Annotated in this window: 17 protein-coding genes and 1 tRNA gene; 17 read left to right on the top strand and 1 reads right to left on the bottom strand. The window is 69.1% G+C overall.

Annotated features, from left to right (window positions below; genetic code table 11):
- Positions 1-10: 10 nt before the first annotated feature.
- From QRT05_RS09985 to nadD, 6 genes are all read left to right on the top strand, one after another.
- Positions 11-1,063, top strand: a complete 1,053-nt coding sequence (locus tag QRT05_RS09985) for a GNAT family N-acetyltransferase (RefSeq protein WP_289447060.1) — start codon at positions 11-13, stop codon at positions 1,061-1,063.
- Positions 1,060-2,214, top strand: a complete 1,155-nt coding sequence (locus QRT05_RS09980) for an LLM class flavin-dependent oxidoreductase (protein WP_289447058.1) — start codon at positions 1,060-1,062, stop codon at positions 2,212-2,214. The genes QRT05_RS09985 and QRT05_RS09980 overlap by 4 nt, the downstream gene beginning before the upstream one ends.
- Positions 2,214-3,368, top strand: coding sequence for an LLM class flavin-dependent oxidoreductase (locus tag QRT05_RS09975; RefSeq protein WP_289447057.1), 1,155 nt, complete (start codon positions 2,214-2,216; stop codon positions 3,366-3,368). The genes QRT05_RS09980 and QRT05_RS09975 overlap by 1 nt, the downstream gene beginning before the upstream one ends.
- Positions 3,365-4,687 carry a glutamate-5-semialdehyde dehydrogenase gene (locus QRT05_RS09970; RefSeq protein WP_289447055.1) on the top strand — a complete coding sequence of 441 codons (1,323 nt, stop codon included), beginning with the start codon at positions 3,365-3,367 and terminating at the stop codon, positions 4,685-4,687. The genes QRT05_RS09975 and QRT05_RS09970 overlap by 4 nt, the downstream gene beginning before the upstream one ends.
- Before the next feature lie 58 nt (positions 4,688-4,745).
- Complete coding sequence (locus QRT05_RS09965; protein ID WP_289447053.1) at positions 4,746-4,898, top strand: hypothetical protein; 153 nt, start codon at positions 4,746-4,748, stop codon at positions 4,896-4,898.
- A gap of 62 nt (positions 4,899-4,960) precedes the next feature.
- Positions 4,961-5,530, top strand: coding sequence for a nicotinate-nucleotide adenylyltransferase (nadD, locus tag QRT05_RS09960; protein WP_289447399.1), 570 nt, complete (start codon positions 4,961-4,963; stop codon positions 5,528-5,530).
- Positions 5,531-6,188: 658 nt separating this feature from the next.
- Here the strand turns inward: nadD and QRT05_RS09955 are convergent.
- Positions 6,189-6,572: a hypothetical protein gene (locus QRT05_RS09955; protein WP_289447051.1), complete on the bottom strand. Its 384-nt coding sequence runs from the start codon at positions 6,570-6,572 to the stop codon at positions 6,189-6,191.
- A 130-nt stretch (positions 6,573-6,702) separates the two neighbouring features.
- Here QRT05_RS09955 and QRT05_RS09950 point away from each other — a divergent pair, with 130 nt between their 5' ends.
- The 11 genes from QRT05_RS09950 (at position 6,703) to QRT05_RS09905 (ending at position 20,112) form a co-directional block, all read left to right on the top strand.
- Entirely contained in the window at positions 6,703-7,011 is a 309-nt protein-coding gene (locus QRT05_RS09950) for a hypothetical protein (protein WP_289447049.1), read from the top strand.
- Positions 7,012-7,032: 21 nt separating this feature from the next.
- A complete protein-coding gene (gene rsfS, locus QRT05_RS09945) occupies positions 7,033-7,422 on the top strand; it encodes a ribosome silencing factor (protein ID WP_289447047.1) in 390 nt (129 codons plus the stop codon).
- Positions 7,419-8,117, top strand: coding sequence for a histidine phosphatase family protein (locus QRT05_RS09940; protein ID WP_289447045.1), 699 nt, complete (start codon positions 7,419-7,421; stop codon positions 8,115-8,117). Before rsfS ends, QRT05_RS09940 begins: the two co-directional genes overlap by 4 nt.
- Before the next feature lie 97 nt (positions 8,118-8,214).
- Positions 8,215-8,290 (top strand) — tRNA-Ala (locus tag QRT05_RS09935).
- A gap of 157 nt (positions 8,291-8,447) precedes the next feature.
- A complete protein-coding gene (locus tag QRT05_RS15550; RefSeq protein ID WP_407650329.1) occupies positions 8,448-8,678 on the top strand; it encodes a helix-turn-helix transcriptional regulator in 231 nt (76 codons plus the stop codon).
- Positions 8,675-9,946, top strand: coding sequence for a tyrosine-type recombinase/integrase (locus QRT05_RS09930; RefSeq protein WP_289447044.1), 1,272 nt, complete (start codon positions 8,675-8,677; stop codon positions 9,944-9,946). Before QRT05_RS15550 ends, QRT05_RS09930 begins: the two co-directional genes overlap by 4 nt.
- Complete coding sequence (locus QRT05_RS09925) at positions 9,943-11,802, top strand: DUF4041 domain-containing protein (protein ID WP_289447042.1); 1,860 nt, start codon at positions 9,943-9,945, stop codon at positions 11,800-11,802. Before QRT05_RS09930 ends, QRT05_RS09925 begins: the two co-directional genes overlap by 4 nt.
- Before the next feature lie 155 nt (positions 11,803-11,957).
- Complete coding sequence (locus QRT05_RS09920; RefSeq protein WP_289447040.1) at positions 11,958-13,559, top strand: TerD family protein; 1,602 nt, start codon at positions 11,958-11,960, stop codon at positions 13,557-13,559.
- Positions 13,560-15,901: 2,342 nt separating this feature from the next.
- Positions 15,902-17,290 carry an SIR2 family protein gene (locus tag QRT05_RS09915; RefSeq protein WP_289447038.1) on the top strand — a complete coding sequence of 463 codons (1,389 nt, stop codon included), beginning with the start codon at positions 15,902-15,904 and terminating at the stop codon, positions 17,288-17,290.
- Positions 17,287-19,350, top strand: a complete 2,064-nt coding sequence (locus QRT05_RS09910; protein ID WP_289447036.1) for an ATP-binding protein — start codon at positions 17,287-17,289, stop codon at positions 19,348-19,350. Before QRT05_RS09915 ends, QRT05_RS09910 begins: the two co-directional genes overlap by 4 nt.
- Before the next feature lie 456 nt (positions 19,351-19,806).
- Positions 19,807-20,112 carry a hypothetical protein gene (locus tag QRT05_RS09905; protein ID WP_289447035.1) on the top strand — a complete coding sequence of 102 codons (306 nt, stop codon included), beginning with the start codon at positions 19,807-19,809 and terminating at the stop codon, positions 20,110-20,112.
- Positions 20,113-20,816: the final 704 nt, after the last annotated feature.

Here is a 20,816-nt window from a genome sequence, read left to right as displayed (position 1 = left end):
GGAGGACACGATGACGCTCGACATCCGGATCGCCGAGCCCCACGAGTACGACGAGGTCGCCGCGCTGACGCGCAGCGCGTTCGACGCGGGCGCCTACGGGCCCACGCAGGATGCCGAGCGCCTGCGCCAGCTCGCCGACGCCGCGGGTCGCGCGGCGGACGGCGACCTGATCGTCGCCGTTGCCGACGGGCGCCTCGTCGGGACGGTGAGCCTGCTGCGGCCCGGCACCCGGTACACGCGGCAGGCGCGCGACGACGAGCGCGAGCTCCGGCTCCTCGCCACGGCACCCGCCTCGCGCGGGCAGGGCGTGGGAGCCACGCTGGTGGCGGACGCCCTGGCCCGTGCGCGCCGCGCCGGCGCGGCGGCGGTGGTGCTGGACACGGGCCCGCGCAACGTGGTCTCGCAGCGCCTGTACCACCGGCTCGGGTTCGAGCGCGTGGTCGAGCGCGAGACCACCGTCGTCGGGCGCGGCATCGGCAGGCTCGCGGTGTTCCGCTACGACCTGACCCGCGCGGGCGTGCGGGTGCGCCTGGTGGCCCCGCACGAGTACGACGCCGTCTCCCGCCTCTCCGTGGACGCGTACACGCACGACTACGAGCTGCCCGACGACTACGTCGCGTCGATCGCCGACGTCGCCGGCCGGGCTCGCGAGCACGAGGTGTGGGTGGCCGAGGACCTCGCGGACCGATTGCTCCTGGGCACGGTCGCCACGCCGCGTCCGGGCGGTCACCTCTCGCCGCTCGGGCGCGACGGGGAGCTCGACTTCCGGCTGCTGGCCGTCGCGCCCAGCGCGCGCGGACGGGGCGTGGGGGAGCTGCTCACCCGCCACGTCATCGAGCTGGCCCGCCAGCGTGGCGCCGAGCGGGTGGTGATGAACTCCGGGCCCCGCATGGTCGCGGCGCACCGGCTCTACCACCGGCTCGGGTTCGTGCGCCTGCACGAGCGCGAGACCGAGCGGGTCGCCGGCGGCGTGCTGCTCGCCTTCGGCTACGACCTCGCCCCTTCCGGCGACCCCACCGCCCACCGCCCACCGACCGCCCTCCAGCAAGGAGCATCCGCATGAGGTTCCAGGTTCTCGACATCGTCCCGCACGCCGCGCATCCCGTGACGGGCGTGCAGCTCGACCCCTCCACCCGGTTGGAGCGCGTGGTCGAGACCGCCGTGCTCGCCGAGGAGCTGGGGCTCGACTCGTTCGCCGTCGGGGAGCGGCACGCGGGCGACTTCCTGTCGTCGTCACCCACGGTTCTGCTCGGTGCCCTGGCCCAGGCCACCGACCGCATCCTGCTCAGCACGGGCGTCACGGTGCTGTCACTGCTCGACCCCGTGCGGGTCGCGGAGGACTACGCGACGGTCGACCAGCTCTCGCGCGGGCGGCTCGAGATCGTCATCGGCAAGGGCAACGAGGACAAGCACTTCCCCCTGTTCGGCCTCGACATCGCGCACCAGTACGACTACCTCGAGGAGAACTACGGCCTGCTGCGGCTGCTTCTCGAGCAGGAGCACGTGGACTGGCAGGGCACGTTCCACGCGCCGCTGGCCGACGCCACCACGCTCCCGCGCCCGTTCGACGGGCGGTTCCGCATCTGGCACGGCTCGGCCACCAGCAGGTTCGCGGTCGAGCTGGCGGCCCGGTACGGCGACCCCATCGTGTCGGCCAACGCGCTGCAGCCGCGGGAGAACTACCAGGTGCTCATCGACCACTACCGCGAGCAGCTCGTGGCGCACGGCCACGACCCGTCGGTCGGCTTCGTCGGCTCCGGCTCGGGCGGCCTGTTCCTCGCGGACAGCACGGAGCAGGCGACCCGCGAGTACCGCGCGGTTTACGAGGCGTTCGCCGCGCGCAACATCGCGAACCACGCGGGCGACGCGCGCCCCGGCAAGGCGTCGTCGTTCGCGAGCATCGAGGACGCCGTGGAGCGCGGACCGGCGCTGGTGGGCTCCTCGGAGCGCGTGGCCGAGAAGATCGTGGACTACCACCGCTCCTACCGTCACGACCTGCAGTCCGTCTCCCTGAACCCCGTGCTGCCGTACGAGCAGCAGCACGACGTGCTGCGCCGGTTCGCGGAGGAGGTCGTGCCCCTGGTGCGCCGCGAGGTCTCGACCACGCTGTGGGGGCCGAGCGACCCCGGTCGAGCACGCGGCCTCGGCGCGGCGCGCGTCGCCGCGGGGCTGCCCGACGACGACCTGGCCGCGACCCCGGTCGTGGGCGCCTGATGCCCGTCGAGTTCCTGGGTGCCGGCTACGGCAACCCCTCGACGGAGACCGTGCCGCTCACCGGTCCGGTCTTCGACCCGGGGTACACGCGGGAGATCGTCCGCGCCCACGAGCAGCACGGCTGGGACCACGTCCTGTTCCCGTACGCGTCCGACGGACCGGACCCGGCACAGGCGGCCGCGTGGGCGGCGGCCGGCTCGGAGCGCATCGCGCTGCGGGTGGCGCACCGTCCCAACGTCTCGGCGCCCACCTTCGCCGCGAAGACGTTTGCGACCCTGCACGAGACGTCCGGAGGCCGGGTCACCGCGCACCTCATCGCGGGCGGGGTGGCTGCCGACCAGCGGGCCGAGGGCGACGACCTCGACAAGGACGCGCGCTACGACCGGCTCGAGGAGTACGCGCGGCTGCTGCTGCGTGCCTGGACGGAGGAGCGACCCTTCTCGCACGCGGGCCGCTACTACCGGGTCGACGACTTCGTGCTGCGGGCGCGCGCGTCGGGCCATCGGCCCGGGCTGTCCGCGGGCGGCGCCTCGCGCCGCGCGCTCGAGGTGGGCGCCGCGGTCGCGGACGTGTTCGCCCTGTTCGGCGAGCCCCTCGCCGCGACCGCCGCCCAGGTCGACCTGCTGCGTGGACTCGCGGCGGCCCTCGGTCGGCCGACGCCACGGCTGCAGATCGCGTTCCGCCCGATCGTCGCTGCCACGGACGACGAGGCCTGGGCCAAGGCGCACGCGATCAAGGCGCGGATCGACGAGCGGGCCGCCGCCGCGGGGCCCGTCGCGTCCCTCGCCTCGGCGCCCGCGGTGCCGGGTCGGCTGCCCGAGAACACCGCGAACCTGCGGCTGGCGGAGCTCGCCGCGGCGGGGGAGCGGCACGACCGCGCGTTGTGGACCCCGACGGTGGCCGGCGCGGGCGGGCTGCCGACCAGCGCGACCGCCCTGGTGGGCTCCTACCGGACCGTGGCCGACGCGCTGCTCGACTACGTCGACCTCGGCTTCGAGATCTTCGGCCTGCGCGGGTACGACCTGCTCGAGGACGCGGTCGAGTTCGGCGACCACGTCACCCCCCTCGTCCGCGCCGGGGTTGCGGCACGTGCCGCGCACGATTCCGGACGCGCCGCCCAACCTGGTGGCGCCCGGACTACCCTGGCGGGATGACCACGCTGGACGCACCCGACCTCCCCACGACCGCCGCGGCCGAGCCCGCTCCGGTGGACGTGGCGGCGCAGGTCGAGGCGGTCGCGACCCGGGCGAAGCGGGCCGCGCGCCGCCTCGCGACGGCCAACCGCGCCACCAAGGACGCAGCGCTGCACGCGCTCGCTGACGCGCTCGTGGCGGCCACGGACAGGATCGTCGCGGCGAACGCGGAGGACCTGGCGCGCGGGCGCGCTTCGGGCATGGCCGCCGGGCTGCTCGACCGGCTGGCGCTGGACCCGCAGCGCATCGTCGCCATCGCCGACGCGCTGCGCGAGCTCGCGACGCTGCCCGACCCGGTCGGGGAGGTCGTGCGCGGTTCGACGCTCCCGAACGGGCTGCGGCTGCGGCAGGTGCGCGTGCCCATGGGCGTCGTCGGGATGATCTACGAGGCCCGCCCCAACGTGACCGTCGACGCAGCGGGCCTCGCGCTCAAGAGCGGCAACGCCGTGATCCTGCGCGGCGGCTCCGCGGCGGCGTCGTCGAACGCCGTCATCGTGGATGTGCTGTCCGAGGCGCTCGAGCACCAGCACCTCCCGGGCGCCCTGGTGCAGTCGATCGATGCCTGGGGCCGGGAGGGTGCCGTGGCGCTCATGCGGGCCCGCGGACTCGTGGACGTGCTGGTCCCGCGCGGGGGAGCGGAGCTCATCCGCACCGTGGTGCGTGAGTCCACGGTGCCGGTCATCGAGACCGGCGTGGGGAACGTGCACGTGTACGTCGACGAGAGCGCCGACCTCTCGGTCGCGCTGCCGATCCTGCTGAACGCCAAGACCCAGCGCGTCGGCGTGTGCAACGCGGCCGAGACGCTGCTGGTGCACCAGGCCGTGGCCGACGAGTTCCTGCCCGTGGCCATCGCGATGCTCGCCGACGCCGGCGTGACCGTGCACGGCGACGCCGAGACGCTCGCGCTCGCGCCCGACGAGGCCGACGTGGTCGCCGCCACCGACGAGGACTGGGCCACCGAGTACCTCTCGCTGGACCTCGCGGTGCGGGTCGTCGAGGACCTCGACGAGGCGCTCGAGCACATCCGCACGTGGAGCTCGGGCCACACCGAGGCGATCATCACGCGCGACCTCGCGTCGTCCGAGCGCTTCGTCGCCGAGGTGGACTCCGCCGCGGTGATGGTGAACGCCTCGACGCGCTTCACCGACGGCGGTCAGCTGGGGCTGGGCGCCGAGATCGGGATCTCCACCCAGAAGCTGCACGCCCGTGGCCCGATGGGCCTCGCCGAGCTGACCACCACCAAGTGGATCGTGCACGGCGACGGGCACGTCAGACCCTGATCGCACAGGACCCCGTGCGACACTGGTCGCCACCCCGAACCACCCTGGAGGACGTACCGTGCACGTTGCCCTGATCGTCGCGGCCGAGGCCGCCGAGCAGACCAATGACCTCCCCTTCCCGCCGATCGTCTTCGGGCTCGGCGCCTTCGGGGGCCTCGTTGCGATGCTTCTCATCACGTACGCCTTCCGCAGCGTGGGTACGCGCCACTGAGCGGCGCGCAGGCCGAGCGTGGGCCAGCAGTGACGACACCACGGCGACCCCGTCTGGGCGTGATGGGCGGAACCTTCGACCCCATCCACCACGGGCACCTCGTCGCCGCGTCCGAGGCCGCTGCCACGTTCGACCTCGACGAGGTCGTCTTCGTCCCGACCGGGCGGCCGACCTTCAAGCTCGACCAAGAGGTCACGTTCTCGGAGCACCGCTACCTGATGACCGTCGTGGCGACCGCGTCGAACCCCCGGTTCACGGTCAGCAGGGTGGACATCGACCGCGCCGGTGTGACGTTCACCGTGGACACGCTGCGTGACCTCAAGGCGGCCCGTCCGGACGCCGACTTCTTCTTCATCACGGGCGCGGACGCCATCGAGCAGATCCTGACGTGGAAGGATGCGGAGGAGCTCTTCTCGATGGCGCAGTTCGTGGCGGTCACCCGCCCCGGGCACGCGTTGTCGGTCGACGGACTCCCGGGGGACCGGGTGCACGTCCTCGAGATCCCGGCGTTGGCCATCTCCTCGACCGACGTCCGCGCGCGTGCACAGGCGGGCCAGCCCGTCTGGTACCTCGTCCCCGACGGGGTCGTTCAGTACATCGCCAAGCACAGGTTGTATCGAGGTCTGTCATGAGTGAACCCGGAGAGCGGCGGCGTCGTCGCGACCTCCATCGCAGCGCCGAGACCGGTGCTGTCGAGTCGACGACCCCTGCCGCTGACCCCACCCCCGCACAGGCGGCACCGACCGGTCCGGTGACCGGGTCCACCGGCAGCGTCCCGGCACCGGGCTCGCGGCGCGCGCGGCGCGTGGCCGACGAGTCGCCTGCGGCCGTCTCACCCGCCGCGGCGTCGCCCGCGACCGGCTCATCCGCCGCAGCCTCACCTCGAGCCGCGGCGCCAGCGCCGAGCGGCACCCGCCCGGGCGGCATCGGCCCGAGCAGCACCAGCCCGAGCGGCAGCCCCGCGCCGAGCGGCGCGCAGCCGGCCCGTCCCGCGTCGGCCCCAGCGCCCGCGCCGCAGACGTCGTGGCCGCACGCATCCGGTCCTGGCACGAGCGCGCAGGCGCCCGGTGCCGCGCCGGCGCGCGCGGCCTGGAGCGCGCCCGCCACTGCCTCGGCGCCCGCAGCGCCCGCCGCCTCCAGCCCTGCCCCGCGCCGCTCAGTCGCCGACGCCGCCGCGGGCTCCAAGCCCCCCGTGCCGGGCAGCGCGCGGCCCGCCCAGCCCTACGGCCCGTCGGCCGGTCCGGTCCAGGGAGGCCAGCCTGTAGCGAGCCCCGCCGTCCCGACGGCCGGCTACGGTGAGGCGGCCCGGTCACGCCGGTCGTCGCGCGACACCGTGCTCGACCCCACCGCTGCGGGCCGCCCGCAAGCCGCGCAGGGCACGGCGGCACCGTCGTCGCCCCCGGTGCGGCGCACGGCGACGGGCACGCCGTCGTGGTCCGCACCCACGCCGCGCACCCCGGCTCCGGCGGCGGCCGCGTCGCCGGCGCCGCAGCCCGCGCCCGTGCCCACTCCCACGCCCGCACCCACGCGGGGCGGCGGATGGACACCCGGCGGTGCGGACGTCACCGCGCCGATCTCCTGGTCGCCGTCGCCTGCTCCGTCGGTCCCGCCGTCGGTGCCTGCCGCGGGGACCACGGCGACGCCCGCTCCCGCCGAGCCGGCTCCCGCTTCCACCGCGCCGGCGCGACCCGTGCCGGAGCAGCCCGCGGCTCCCGTGGGTCAGTCGTGGCCGTCTCCCACCGCCGGCGCGGCACCGGCCGCGTCACCGCGCGTCGGATGGGGCGCGCAGCCGGACCAGGCACCCGTGCCCGCCTCCGCCGGCGGTCTCGATGTCGCCCCGGCGTGGGCACCGATCGCCGCCGAGGCCCCCGCCGCGGCCGGGCTGCCCGACCGCGCGGCCGAGGTCGACGACCTCGACGAGGACGACGACGAGCGCAAGCCGCGCCACCCGTACACGTGGCTGCACCTGATCGTGCTCGCCCTGGTCGCCTTCGTGCTCGGCTTCCTCATCATGCTGCTCGTGGTCAACAACCGTCCCGACGGCAGCGCCGCGGGCGACTCGTCGGGCCTCCACGTCGCCGCTGCGACGCACGCGTCACCGCAACCTGCCTGATCCCCTGAACCAAGGAGTCCTGTGCCTGCCACCGAACGCGCCGTGGAGCTTGCCGTCGCGGCAGCCCGCGCAGCATCCGACATCAAGGCCGAGGAGATCATCGCCCTCGACGTGAGCGAGCAGCTCGTCCTCACGGACGTGTTCCTCATCGCGTCGGGCACCAACGAGCGTCAGGTGGGCGCGATCGTCGACGCCGTCGAGGAGGCCCTGTTCAAGCTGGGCGCCAAGCCGGTGCGTCGCGAGGGTAAGTCCGCCGGCCGCTGGGTGCTGATCGACTTCGGCGACGTCGTCGTGCACGTCCAGCACTCCGAGGACCGCGTGTACTACGCCCTCGAGCGGCTCTGGAAGGACTGCCCGGTGATCGAGCTGCCCGAGGACGCGAGGGGCACCGAGCCGAGCGACGTCGCGTGACGGCGGGCCGCCTGCTGCTGTGGCGGCACGGTCGCACCGCCTTCAACGCCGAGGCCCGCCTGCAGGGCCAGGTCGACATCCCGCTCGACGACATCGGTCGCTGGCAGGCGCGCACCGCGGCCGCTCGGCTGCTGGAGCGGCACGACCCGACCGCGATCGTCGTCTCCGACCTGGATCGCGCCGTCGAGACGGCGGGCTTCCTGGCTCGCGCGACGGGCATCGAGGCCGTCGTGGACCCCCGCGTCCGCGAGCGCGGGTTCGGCGAGTGGGAGGGGCTCACGGGCGACGAGATCCAGGCGACCTGGCCCGACGACTTCGCCCTGTGGCGCTCAGGCGGCGAGCCGTCACGCGTGGGTGCCGAGACGCGGGCCGAGGTCGCCGCGCGCATCGCGGAGTCGATCGCCGAGCACTCCGCCGCGCTCGACCGGCACGACACGCTCGTCGTGGTCTCGCACGGCGCCGCCATCAGCTCCGCCGTGGGCGAGCTGCTCGGCATGCCGCCGCAGTGGCGGGGCATCGCGGGCATGCTGAACGCGCACTGGGCCGAGCTGGTGTCGTCCACCGGCTCGGTCGAGCCCGGCTGGCGGCTCACTGGCTACAACCTGGGCCCCACCGACGCCTCCTCGGACTGGAACGCGGGACCCGACACGGTGCACGGCTCGGAGGCGGACGCGCAGACCCGCGACCCGGGCTGACGGCACCGGATCGATGCCCGATTGGCTTTCCGGGCGCGGATCGTCTTAAACTCTCCGAGCGCCCGCAAGGGTGTGGTGGCCCGCTCCGGTGGGCCGCGGGGCTGTGGCGCAGCTGGTAGCGCACCTGCATGGCATGCAGGGGGTCAGGGGTTCGAGTCCCCTCAGCTCCACCATTTTCGCAGGTCAGAGGCCACGTCGGGATCCTGAACACAGGAGACTGACGTGGCCACTAGCCATTTAATAGCCAGATTTGATCCTGGGATCGAGTCCGCAGGGTCGAGTCTCGGGCCGCCTCGTCGCGTCTTGGACGTCCGCTGCACACCTGCTGGCATGGACACTTTCGTGAGGTCGGCCACAGAGCCGTCGATGACCATGTCAGAGCTTGCCGCGTTCTTGTCGGGGAGCAACCAGGCCTTGTACGACCTGCGCTCCAAGGGTCGCGGCCCGCGCGGGTTCCGAGTCGGTCGCCAGATCCGGTTCCGGATGAGCGAGGTCGAGGCCTGGATCGCCGACATGGAGGCTGCCGACGGCGAGCGACACCACGTGCGAGATCGAACGTGACGCGCGGCCGGCCGCGCACACCCATCGGGACGTTCGGCGACGTCCTCCTCGTCGATCTGGGCGGGCGGTACCGAGCCTCGGCGCGGTACCGCGACCTCGACGGCCGCCTGCGCCGAGTGACCGCAGTCGACACCAGCCAGCGCCGCGCGAGGGCGCGCCTGCAGGAACGGCTCGTCGACCGCGCCGGCTACGGCAGCGGGGGAGTGCTGAGCGCCGCAAGCCCCTTCGGCGACCTGTGCGAGCTGTGGCTGAGTGATCTCGAGCTGCGGGACATATCCGAGGGGACCAAGCAGTACTACCGCGACGACCTCCGCCTGCACGTGCGCCCTGCATTTGACGCCTACATGCTGGGCGAGATCACGACCGGGCGCGTCGAGTGGTTCTTGCGAAGGCGGGCCGCCCTGTCGTACTCGCGGGCCAAGCACACACGGACTCTGCTCAACCAGATGTTCGCCTTCGCGCTGCGTCACGACGCAATCGCCCGCAATCCCGTCGAGGGAAGGTCGCAGCTCAGCAGACCAAAGCGCGAGATTCAGGCGATGACGCTCGAACAGGTCCAGGCGATCCGCGTCGCCGCAGCGAACTGGCGCGCTGGCGCCGCAGTCTCCGGGCCGAAGCCAGACGGCAAGGTCCGCGACATTTGCGAGGTCCTGTTGGGCACCTCAATGCGCCCGGGTGAGGTCCTCGCGCTTCGGCCGTGCGACGTAGTCGAGACTCGGCAGGGAATGGTCATCCATGTCCGAGGGACTGTCGTCCGCCGGCAGGGGATGGCCGACTTCCGGCAGGACCAGCCCAAGACCGACGCGTCGAATCGCAGCATCGCCGTTCCGGAGTTCGCCGCACAGGTGCTCCGTCGGCGGATTGGCTCGATGGGACCGGCCGACCAGCAGACAACGATCTTCCACAACCGCAACGGCGGAGTGATCACCCTGCACAACCTTCGCCGAACGTTCCGCGAGTTCCTGCGCGACGCGAACCTCGCGGACTCGGGCATCACCCCCCGCTGGTACCGGCGCACCGGTGCCACCGTGCTTGCTCGGGGACTGGGCATCGAGACGGCGGCCGCGTTCCTCGGGCACACGAGCACCGCGGTCACCGAGGGTCATTACGTTGCTCCGGAGCTCGACGTCGACATGTCGCCTGCGGGCGTTCTCGAGCGCACACTTCGCCCGATCGACCCAGACGACACGCTGCTCGCGGGTAGTCCTGGTGATGACGAAGTCGAAGCGCTCGACGCGATGGACGGGACGGACGGTGCTGGCGGGTGACCGGTCTGTCGCAATCGCGGGGAGCACCGAAGATGCCGAGCCGCGCGATGCCGTCCGTGCTCGGAGCGTTCCACCTGCCATATGGCCACCTACCTGCAGGGATACCGATACGTTGGTGTTTCGATACGGGCAGCGAGGCCGGTCAGTTCGTGTACTCATCGAAGGAGATGGCAACTCGGGTGGAACTGAAAGCCGGGCAGAACGTTCCGCTCCACGCCACCGCACTGCAGGTGCGCCTGCACCAGGTGGGCAACGGGGAGTTTGATCTTGTCGCCCTGCTGCTCGATGACAGAGGCCGGGTGGGCAGCGACAGCGACTTCGTCTTCTACAACGCTCCTCGCCATCCGAGCGGAGGCGTCACCCTCGTCGGACAGGAACTGAGTCTGGATCTCAATCTCCTGCCGGCGGATGTGCAGCGCGTAGTCGTCGCAGTGAACAGCGACGGTCGGGGTCAACTCGACGGGTTGGCCGTACTGCTAGACGGCGACGAGAACCATGCGTTCGCACCGTCGGATCTGACCGATCTCCCGGCCGCCGTGCTTCTGGAGGTCTATCGGCGCGACAACGGTTGGCGGGTACGGGCATTGGGTCAGGGCTGGGCCGCCGGTCTGGCCGGCTTGGCGCGCGAATACGGAGTCAATGTTGATGCTGAACCTGGCCAGCCGGCCGGCTCGGCGACGCAAGCACCGGGCATTGCGGTTGTTCATGCGGAACTGGAGCGGCTGACCCAGAGTCGGGACGCGCTCGCCCGAGAGGTAGCGACGCTCGAGCAGCGGCTGCGTGAGGCGCGTAGAGGGCTCGTCGAGACGGACGAGCTCAGGCTTCTGCAGCAGGTTGGCTACTACCAGTTCCGGCATCCTCTCGACGACGTCCTGTCCTCGAAGAAGCGTCTAGATGACCTGCGGTCGCAGATCAAGGCAGCGATCAGCAAGCGGACGGCGGTGCAGGGCAAGACCGGCTGGATGGTGAACGGATCGTTGAAAGAGGGGGCTGCTCTCGTTCGCCAGTTCTCTGACTTGATGCTGCGCACGTACAACATCGAGGCCGACAACTGCGTCCGAACCGTGCGAGCACACACGGTCGACACCGCGAAGAAACGTCTGGAGCGCACGCGAGAGGCCATCGTCCAGAACGGCAGCACCATGGGTGTTGCGATCGACGAAGCCTTCCATGCCCTGCGCCTTGAAGAACTTCAGCTGACCGCCGACCATCACCTTCGGGTCGAGCAGGAGAAGGAGGAAGCGCGCGAGGAGCGACAGCGGCAGCGGGAGGAGGTCAAGGCGCAGGAGGAGTTCAAGCGGCGGAAGAGGGACCTGCTTAAAGAGCAGGCGCACTATCAGAGCCTGCTCGAACGGTCCCGGGTCAACGGTGATGAGGCCGGACTTCTTGAGGCTCGCGAGCGGCTTGCGGAGATCACGGAGAGCATCGAGGAAGTGGAGGAGATGGCGGCGAACACCCGCGTTGGGTACGTCTACGTCATCTCCAACATTGGTGCTTTCGGTGATCAAGTCGTCAAGATTGGGCTGACCCGCCGCGAGGACCCGATGCAACGGGTCTTCGAGCTAGGCAGCGCGTCTGTGCCGTTCAGGTTCGACGTGCATGCGCTCGTCTTCAGCCACGACGCCGTCTCACTTGAATCGGCCCTGCATCGGGAGTTCGACCAGCGGCGAGTCAATCACGTCAACCGGCGTCGCGAGTTCTTCCGGGTGAGCCTCGCCGAGGTGCGCACGGCGCTGGAGAAGTTCGGGACCAACCATGTGGTCGAGTTCCAGGAGCTCGCCGAGGCCCCCGAATGGCGCCAAAGCGAAGCCCAGCAAGTCGCAGGAGACCGTCCCAGCGTGAGCTTGACCCGGTAGGAGGATCTGAATCAATGGCTCGTCGACGCGGAGTCCTCGCGACACTCGTAAAGATGCAGCGAGAGGCTGAACGGGAGAGGCAGCGGCAAGCCCGACTTGCGGTGAGCGCCAAGCGAGCCGCCGAGCGCGAAGCAGCTGCACGCACACGCGCAAGCATGCAGGACCAGAAGCTCAGGGAACGGCTATACGCGGAGGACAGAACGCGGGAGGCCGCGGAGCAGACCGCGCAAGTCGAGCGGCAGGTGGAAACCCTGCAAAGTGTGCTCGCTGCAACGCTCGACGTGGATGACCACCTAGACCTTGAGACCCTCAAACAACCTTTGCCTCACCCGGCGTTCGACCCACTCGTAGTTGGAGCGCCGCCACCACCTCCTCGTGCAGAGGACTTCGCGGTGGAAGCACCGTCGACCCTGGGGCGCGTCTTCGCCGCCTCCAAGCACGCGGCACGGGCCGAGCAGCTCAAGGCCGAGTACCAAGCAGCCGTGAGTGACCATCGTGTCGCAGCCGAACAGCACGCGAGCCGTATCGAAGGTGCGCGCCGCCGGTACGACGCCGACGCGGCCCGTCGTGCGCAAGAGCATCAGCAGCAGGTTGAAGAGATCAGTGCGCTGCAACGGGGCCTGGCGGCAGGTCAACCAGAGGCGGTGACCCGCTATCTCGACCTCGTGCTGGAGGCCGCCACCTACCCCGACGGCTTCCCGCACTCGTGGCGGCTCGGCTACACAGCAGGGTCGGGGCACCTCGCCATCGAGTACGACCTTCCGCGAGCGGACGTCGTGCCCGTCGACAAGGCATACAGGTACGTCAAGAGCTCCGACACGATCGCCCCAACTGCCCGCACGGCAGCGCACATCCGCAGCGTCTACGCCGAAGTGCTGCGACAGACCGCTCTGCGTGTCGTGCACGAAGTATTGGAGGCGGACCGAGGACGCGTCGTTCGGACCGTGGTGCTAAACGGGTACGTGAATGACACTCACCCGGGAACCGGTCGCCAGGTACGGGTATGTCTCGTGGCCTTCGCAACGTCCAGGGAGCGGTTCCTCGAAGTGGACCTTGCCCGAGTCGAGACGGTGGCATGTCTTGCGCACCTCGAGGCACGGGTGAGCAAGGACCCCACGAAGCTTCAGGCCGTCGAGCCGATCGTGCTGGCCGGCTCGCTAGACGCGGACTACACGCTCGACACCCACGCCGACGCCGACATCACACCGGAACTCGTCGTCGGCGCCGTGCCATCGGGTCGAGACGTTCCCGTCGAGGTCGCCCCAGCGCGCGCCACAGAGCAGCAGGACCTGGTGGCGGGCCAGAACGTGCCACTCACGGAGCCGCGTCTACAGGTGGACCTGAAAACAAGCCAGGCAGACCTGTCCGCGCTCCTGGTCGGGGCGGATGGCCGTGTCGACCGCGATGCAGACTTCGTCTTCTACAACAACCCGCGCAGTGCAGAGGGCGCAGTGGCTCTCGCCGGCAATATCGCAACGATCGACATCGCCCTTCTGCCGCGGCGCTGCGAACGCGTCGTTCTGGTGGTGAGCGCCGACGACGGTCGCGATTCCGTAGCGGATGCGACCGCGGTGTTGCATCAGCCCGGAGCGGCGATCGACTTCCGGTTCCGTCCCGACGACTCCGCGCGCATGAGCGCGCTCGTCTGGGGCGAGCTGTATCTCCGCAACGGCAGCTGGCGACTCCGAGCGATCGGACAAGGCTGGGCGGACGGCCTCGCGGGCTTGGCCCGCGACTTCGGGGTCGACGTCAGCTAACGCAGGCGTGCGCGCTCGTGCGCCGCATTTGCCAAGTCCTTCTGGTCACCAGGAACTACCCGCTAGACGTCGCCCTCGTCGTGCTCGGGCACCGCAGCTCGCCATGAGGTCGCTCGTCGGGCTCTCTCGGCTGAACGCGCTCCGTCAACGTCGCACGTCTGCGATGTACGACTGCCCAGATGCGAACCCCTACTCGCGAGCAATCACGTGTGCATCTGCGAATGACGATGAGGCTTGCCGACTGGGGACCAACGGAGTTGTGGGGGCCGGTCGCGTCATGGTGGAAATGACGTCGCGGTAGTGGTCGAGCGTCGTTTCGGTATCGGCCACCGGCGCCGGGGTGAGTCGTGGGGCTCTGGGGTTCAGCCTGGCCGCGGCTTGTTCGGGGTGTTCGGACAGGTAGTCGCGATCCAGAGCGCCGTTCTTCCACGACCTCATGGCCCTATGCGGCATCAAGAAAGGGTGGAAGAAGCACGGTTCCACAGTGATCGGCGGGGTGAAGCTGGGTCTGTCCGTCGGCGCAATGTTCGGATGTGCGGCGTGTGGAGTGGCCAGTGCGGTCTGGGCTGGATACGGCATGTACAAAAATCGCCACAGCGCCAAGGGTGTCGCACTCGCCGCCACGGGCTTCATCCCGGGCGGGGTAGGCGCGGGAGCAAAGGCCCTTCGCGCGCTCCGGTTGGCGAAGGCGATGAAGTTGAGGCGTGCCGGCAACTACACGGCCGGACGGGCGTACCATCGCTCCGCTGTCAGATGGCAGAACCGCGCGCACACCTGGAAGCGCAAGGCCGAGTGGGGCGGGCCCGCCTCCGAAGCCGGCGGCTACGGGGGGCAGACCTATGGCCACTACAAGTGGGGCTGGAGATAATGTCGCGCAAACCAGTACAGCAGCCCGCATCCCCGAACGTTCCGGAGATGAAGTGGGCGACAAGTATCCTTACGTCCCTCGTCACTTTGGCAGTGGTGGCTGTGACGGATCGCGAACTGCTGGAGATGGAACGCAGAGACTGGTTCTCGTATTGGTCGTCGAGGCCCAACGATGACTCTGTCTCATTTTGATCGAAATGCTGGTGTGATCACGAATCATATGACGGGAGGTAAGAAGTATCTCTGGAACAGATAGTACCGGCCCTTCCGTCGTACTTGACTACATGCGTAGGGCGGTCGCCGATCTGGTTGGCGTCGACCGAACAGAAGGGGAGCGGAGCGGATACGGTTTCGTTCGGGTCGCCCGGCGGGACAATCCGAACGAATGGGCCGAGATATCCACCCCTGGAAATATGTGGGTTCGAGTCCGCGTGCCGAATGACTTTGCGTTTGTCCACGTCACCGACGCTGCTCCCCAGCCTGAGTTGACCGAGGCGGTCGATCTCTGCGTGGAGATCGTGCGCGCATACCTTGAACAACGCCCTAAGCCGGTCGGGCGGTTCTCTCCCGTACTCGCATTGCAGACCAGGTTTGGCGACCAAGTCTTGCAGAGATCACTCGTGACAAACCTGCGTCTTTTTGCAAAGGGCGCATTATCAGGATGGGGACGCGACAAATAGAATGCCGAACCGCTACGCCGCGGGGCGATATCCGCCTAGGCGGCCACGCGGTCAATCGATCGAGTCTCCGAGCCGTCACGCTCGTGCGCGAAACGCGGCTGAGCGATCGGGCACGCGGGGCCAGCAAGGCGCGTAATGACATAATTCGTCAATAGGCGCGAAGCGGTATTCGGTGGCCGTTCCTCTATTCACCGCGCGCGCCTCTTCCAGGAGCCCCGACGTAGCGCGACGTGTTTGTGCCATTGGTCGTTGGTGAGTTGGGCCATGTCACGCCCGTAGTGTTGGCCAACTCAGCATGACGCGCGCCGTGCTTAAGCCGCAGAGCGCGAGGTGCTTCTCGAAACTCCGACGGTGGATGTCGGACCGATCCTGACGACCCCTTCGCCCGTCGTCGCCAAATCCTGTTCCGGATGAGCGAGGTCGAGGCCTTGATCGCCGACGTGGAGGCCGCCGACGGCGAGCGACACCACGTGCGAGAGAACGTGACCCGCGGCCGGCCCCGCACACCCATCCGAACGTTCGGCGACGTCCTTCTCGTCGATCTCGGCGGACGATACCGCGCTCTCGACGGCCGCGTGTGCCGAGTGACCGCAGTCGACACCAGCACCGCGCGAGGGCGCGCCGACAGGAATGACTCGTCGACCGCGCCGGCTACGGCGCGGGGGAGTGCCGAGTGCCGCAAGCCCCTTCGGCGACCTGCGCGCGCGTGGCCGCGCGGGTCGATTCGTTTCCTGATCGACGGCGAGCCCCGCCGTTCGCGGTGGGCGTGGCGCGTGTTGTGCCAAGGTGGGCGCCATGGCCACCGAGGTTGGGGACGACGATTCGTGGGGCATGTTCGTCGTTGGAGGGGTGATCAAGTCCTGCCTCAGGACAAGCGATCGCCAGCTCGTGATCGACCATCTCTCGTCGGTGCTCCAGGTCCACAACTTGGTAATCCTGGTGGGGTCGGGTGCGTCGTTCCATCTGGGGTCACCGAAGTCCCGTGAACTGACCACGTCGGCACTCCAGCAGCTCATCGAGACGTCGGGGGCGACGCTCACCTCAACTGATCTTGAGGTTCTGAGAGCCTTAAATCCTGGCGAGAGCGGTGATCTGGAACGTCTCCTGGACGGGCTCCAGGCTGCGACCGCGCTTGCCGCGCACACCGGGCAGACCGAGGTGAGCCTGGGAGGCCTGGTCTCGTTCTCGGTCGAGGAGCTCGAACAGCTCCGAGCGAAGATCGGGACCGCGTTTGCGAACGCGTGCCGCCTGCCCGGTGACCCGGACCGGATCAGCGAGGGATTCCGGGACGATCCGTTGCGTGCTCACCGGACGTTCCTGTCGCGGATCGTCGGCAGTCGCAGAGCGAACCTGCCGCGTCCGCGCTTCTTCACCACGAATTACGACCTGGTGATCGAACGAGCACTCGACCAGATAGGCACTCCGTACATCGACGGCTTCAGCGGGACCGTTGAGCGCAGGCTCAATCTCGCCTACTACGGGTTGGACTACCACCGCGTCGGTACGACATCGCAGCAGGTCCTCGCCCGGGCGGACAGCGCCCTGTACCTGCACAAAATCCACGGAAGCTTGAACTGGCGGGCGACGAACGCGAGGGACGCTGTCACGGGTGTCGAGTCGCTGGAAGTGCGTCAGGTCACGGACGAGACACCAGAGGACGCCGACCGGGTCCTCATCTACCCGACCACGGCCAAGGAAGGCGACACTCTGGCCTACCCCTACTCGGACCTGATGCGGCTTCTGGGCGACGCTGTCCAGCAGGACGACACGGCCGTCATCTCGATCGGGTACGGCTTCGCCGATCCGCACATCAACCGGATCCTGCTGCGGAGCCTGGCGCTCAACCCGGCGTTGAACATCCTGGTCGTTGACCCACGGGCCGTGATCGACGATGAGCGAGCGGAGGCCCTGCCAGAGCCGCAGGACCTCGTCGGCAAGCAGCTGCGCGACGCAGGTGTCGCAACCAAGAGCACGGCGATCAGCGCGCTCGCGCTGGCCGCCGACTCGCGCATCGCTGTGCTGACTGGGCCGGTCGGCACGTTCACGAACTTCGCCGAGCTGCTGCCCGACCCGGCGGCCAGCAGCGGGATGACACGACCGTCGGTGATCACGGATCTGATCCAGTCACTCGAGGCCGTGATCAAACCGACATCGCCGGTGACACCCTCGGTCGAGGCGCGATGAGCGACGTCGGTGTGATCGGTCGCGTCACCTCGGTGCAGAGCACGACGCTGCGGGTCGCGCTGGACGTGGGGGCGAAGGGCTTCACCAAGGTCGGACCTGACGGCCTGCACACCGTCGGCGTCGTGAATTCCTATGTGACCGTGCCCGCCGGTGCCCATCGTGTGGTCGCGATCGTGACCGGGGTGTACATCAGCCGGCAGGTCGAGCGTCCTGGCCGGGGCGCTTTCGTCAGTGAGGATGATCAGTCCGCATACGAGCTGGAAGCCGCGGTCGTCGGCCGGTTCGAAGGCGAGACGTTCAGGTCGGGCCTGACCGGGTACCCGCCGCTGCACGCACCCGTGCGCTCGGCAACACCCCGTGAGGTCAAGAGCATCTTCTTGCCCCGGGACGTGCCGTCCCTTCGGATCGGCACGTCCGCGGTTGCCGCCGAGCAGGACGTCTACCTGGACGCGAACCTCCTGCTGGGGCACCACTGCGCCGTCGTGGGGTCGACCGGTTCAGGCAAGTCGTGCACCGTCATCGGGATCCTCGACGGACTCCTCGACCGGCCCATCCCCAACGGGCACATCGTCATCTTCGACATCAACGGCGAGTACGCCCAGGCATTCGCGCCCGGCACCGCGCGCGGCGAAGCGACCCGCACGGTCGTCCTCGGCCCGCACCTGGGAGCGCGCGAGGGACTGTTCCTGCCGCACTGGTTCATGAACAACGAGGAGAGCCTCGCGCTGTTCCGCGCGAGCGAAGGCGTCCAGGCGCCCGTCCTTCAGCGCTCCATCGCTGATGCCCGCGCGGTCTCCGCATCCACGCAGCCCGACGTGACCAGGCTCCAGGCGATCCAGTCCGCGATGTCCGTCGTCGAGCAGCTCTACGGCGACGGCAAGAACTCGGAAAGCCCGACCGACAGGCAGCTCGGCGCGATGCGCGAGGTCGCATCCGACCGGGCGCGTCTCGTCGGCCCTTGCCAGGACCAGTGGGCCGCCATGCTCACGCTGATCGACCAAGCTCGCACCGACGCAGCCCTGAGCACAGGCACGGCTTGGTCACTGCTAACTGCCGCACAGAAGACCGTCATCAGCGAGCTCTTCGTGCAGATGCGGTCGCTGATCTCCCAAGCGTTCGGCGCTCTCGGGATCGGCAGCGCCGAGATTGCTCCCGACTTCGATGCACCTGTGTTCTACGACCTGCAGCAGCTGTGCGACTTCTTCCTGCCGAACCGCGTGAAGATCGAGCAGGCACACGACTACAAGGTGGCTAGCTACGTCGCGACGCTGCAGATGCGCCTGAGCCGGCTGCTGGCAGATGGCCGCTACGACTTCATGACTCGAGTCGAGGAGCACGCGGACCCTCTCGGCAGCTACCTGCGACTCCTGATGGGCGTCGACCCGACCAGGGGCGAGGGGGACTCCGACTGGCCCGCCGCCGAGACGTACTCAATGCAGACGATGCTGCACGGGGACGGCCCGTCCGTGACGATCTTCGACCTGAGCCTGGTTGCCAGCGACGTCTTGGAGAACGTCACGTCACTGCTGGGACGGATAATTTTTGAGTTCGCGGTACGCAGCGATCCTCGCGCCGAGCACCCGATGCTGCTCGTGCTAGAGGAAGCACACCGGTTCATTCCCTCCCGCCGCGATCCGAGCACCACGGGCAGCCGGTCAACTGCCGTGTTCGAACGCGTCGCCAAGGAGGGCCGCAAGTTTGGGCTGTCTCTGCTGCTGGCGAGCCAACGCCCGAGCGAACTGAGTGAAACAGTCGTCGCGCAATGCGGAACCGTGATCGCTCACCGGCTGACTCACGAAGCGGATCAGAACCTGCTGCGACACGCGACAGCCCTCAGCTCCCGAGCTCTCCTGGACCAACTCCCCGGCCTGGCACAGCAACACGCACTCGTCACCGGCGTAAGCACGGGCGTGCCCGTCGCGGTCCGCATCCGCGACATCGCCGATCCTCCGAAGAGCAACGACCCCAAGTTCATCCAGACCTGGAGCGACGAAGCGCGGCTCGACAACCTGCCCGCTCACATCGACTCTGTAGTCACCACTTGGCAAGGTGCGAGCTGAATCCCACGGATCGCGCTTGACGTCGCGGTATACGGCGACGAGAGGCCAGCAGTCGAGGAACCCGAGTGAAGCCCCAGTTTGACCGGGGCTGTGCCGCAGACGGCTGTGCGCCAGCGAACCGACGACGCTACTCGTGTGGGTCGCGTCGACCAGCCTGCTTGCCAGGGCCGGAAACGCGTCCGTGAGCCGGACCTGCCGAGCCGGACTTGGGTGCGTTCGGCTGGCCAGAATGTGGCCACAAAGCACCGTCAGAACACCGCTGCGGCAAACGCCGGAACGTTTGTTGCCAGCCTCCACTGAACCGGGGCGAGACACCCTCGAAGCTGCTCGCGTCGTGGACCCCGCCTCGTACGTGCAGGGTCGACGGGACGAGCGGGCACGCCATGGCCGAAAGCCTGTGTGCGACGTCACTGCGAGAGTACTAACGGCCCAACAGGTCCATGACGATGCCCGGTGATGTGGAGTTTCTTGATCGCTGCGATGGCACTCATCGGCACTGCGATGCAGGCGGTCGCGGCGAGCGGTGATTTGGCGCGGCAGGAGACGGAGAGCTTCAGAGCCCACCAAGCTGTCGAGCAACTTCGTCACGAAATTGCTTGGTGGCACCTGAGGGCGCGATACGCCCGGCGTTCCGACCTCAAAGGCCTACTCAATGAGAGTGCAGCTGAATATGCCGCGTGGCGCTCCGTCGAGAGGCGACTCTGGTCATGGGCCTTGCTGATGACCGCCGCCTTCTTCAATCTCCTCTTCGTCGTCGTGTAGCCGCCGCACGGTTCCGCCGGCGAGGGTGTCGCGAATGGCCGCACAACCCGATCTGTAGTCCGACAGCGGCGCGCCCTGGACGGCGGTGGCTCCGCACGGTCGAGAACCATCTATTCGCCGCCTACCGCAAGCCCGGCATGGGAGAACCGGGAGGAACTACGTACGGCCGTTGCGACCTGGCTCGCACCGCGTCGGGTACGACTCGCACTCCGCTGGGCGCCGGGTGCTCAGCCTCACCGGCGTCTGTGCCCGCTGTGCTGACGTCGGGCTCGTTCACGATGTCCTCGCGGCAGGTCCGCTCCAGGATCGCTGCTGATGGCCAAGAAGTGGCCATAAAGTCGTCGCGAGCGAGATCTCGGTGCGTCGAGCACCGTCGAGTTTGAGCGATACGATCGATGCTGAGCAGGGCGCTGATCTCGGCGTTCACTCGAGACTTGTGGAAAATGCACGAGCCCGATCCAGGCTCTTCGAGACAGCAATTCGGGAAGCGTGATTCAGGGGGTCAGGGGTTCGAGTCCCCTCAGCTCCACCATTTTCGCAGGTCAGAGGCCACGTCGGGATCCTGGAAGCAGGAGCCGGACGTGGCCTCGAGTCTTTCATGGCCAGGGACCAGCCCTTCATCACGTCCGCCTCGTCGCGTCCCAGAGGGCGCACGTCGCGTCCCGGCCGCTTGCCGCACAGGCCCGAAGGTGTCGAACGGCAGC

The sequence above is a fragment of the Cellulomonas edaphi genome (assembly GCF_030362815.1).
Lineage (GTDB): Bacteria > Actinomycetota > Actinomycetes > Actinomycetales > Cellulomonadaceae > Cellulomonas > Cellulomonas edaphi.
This window is presented reverse-complemented; position numbering and strand designations above follow the sequence as displayed.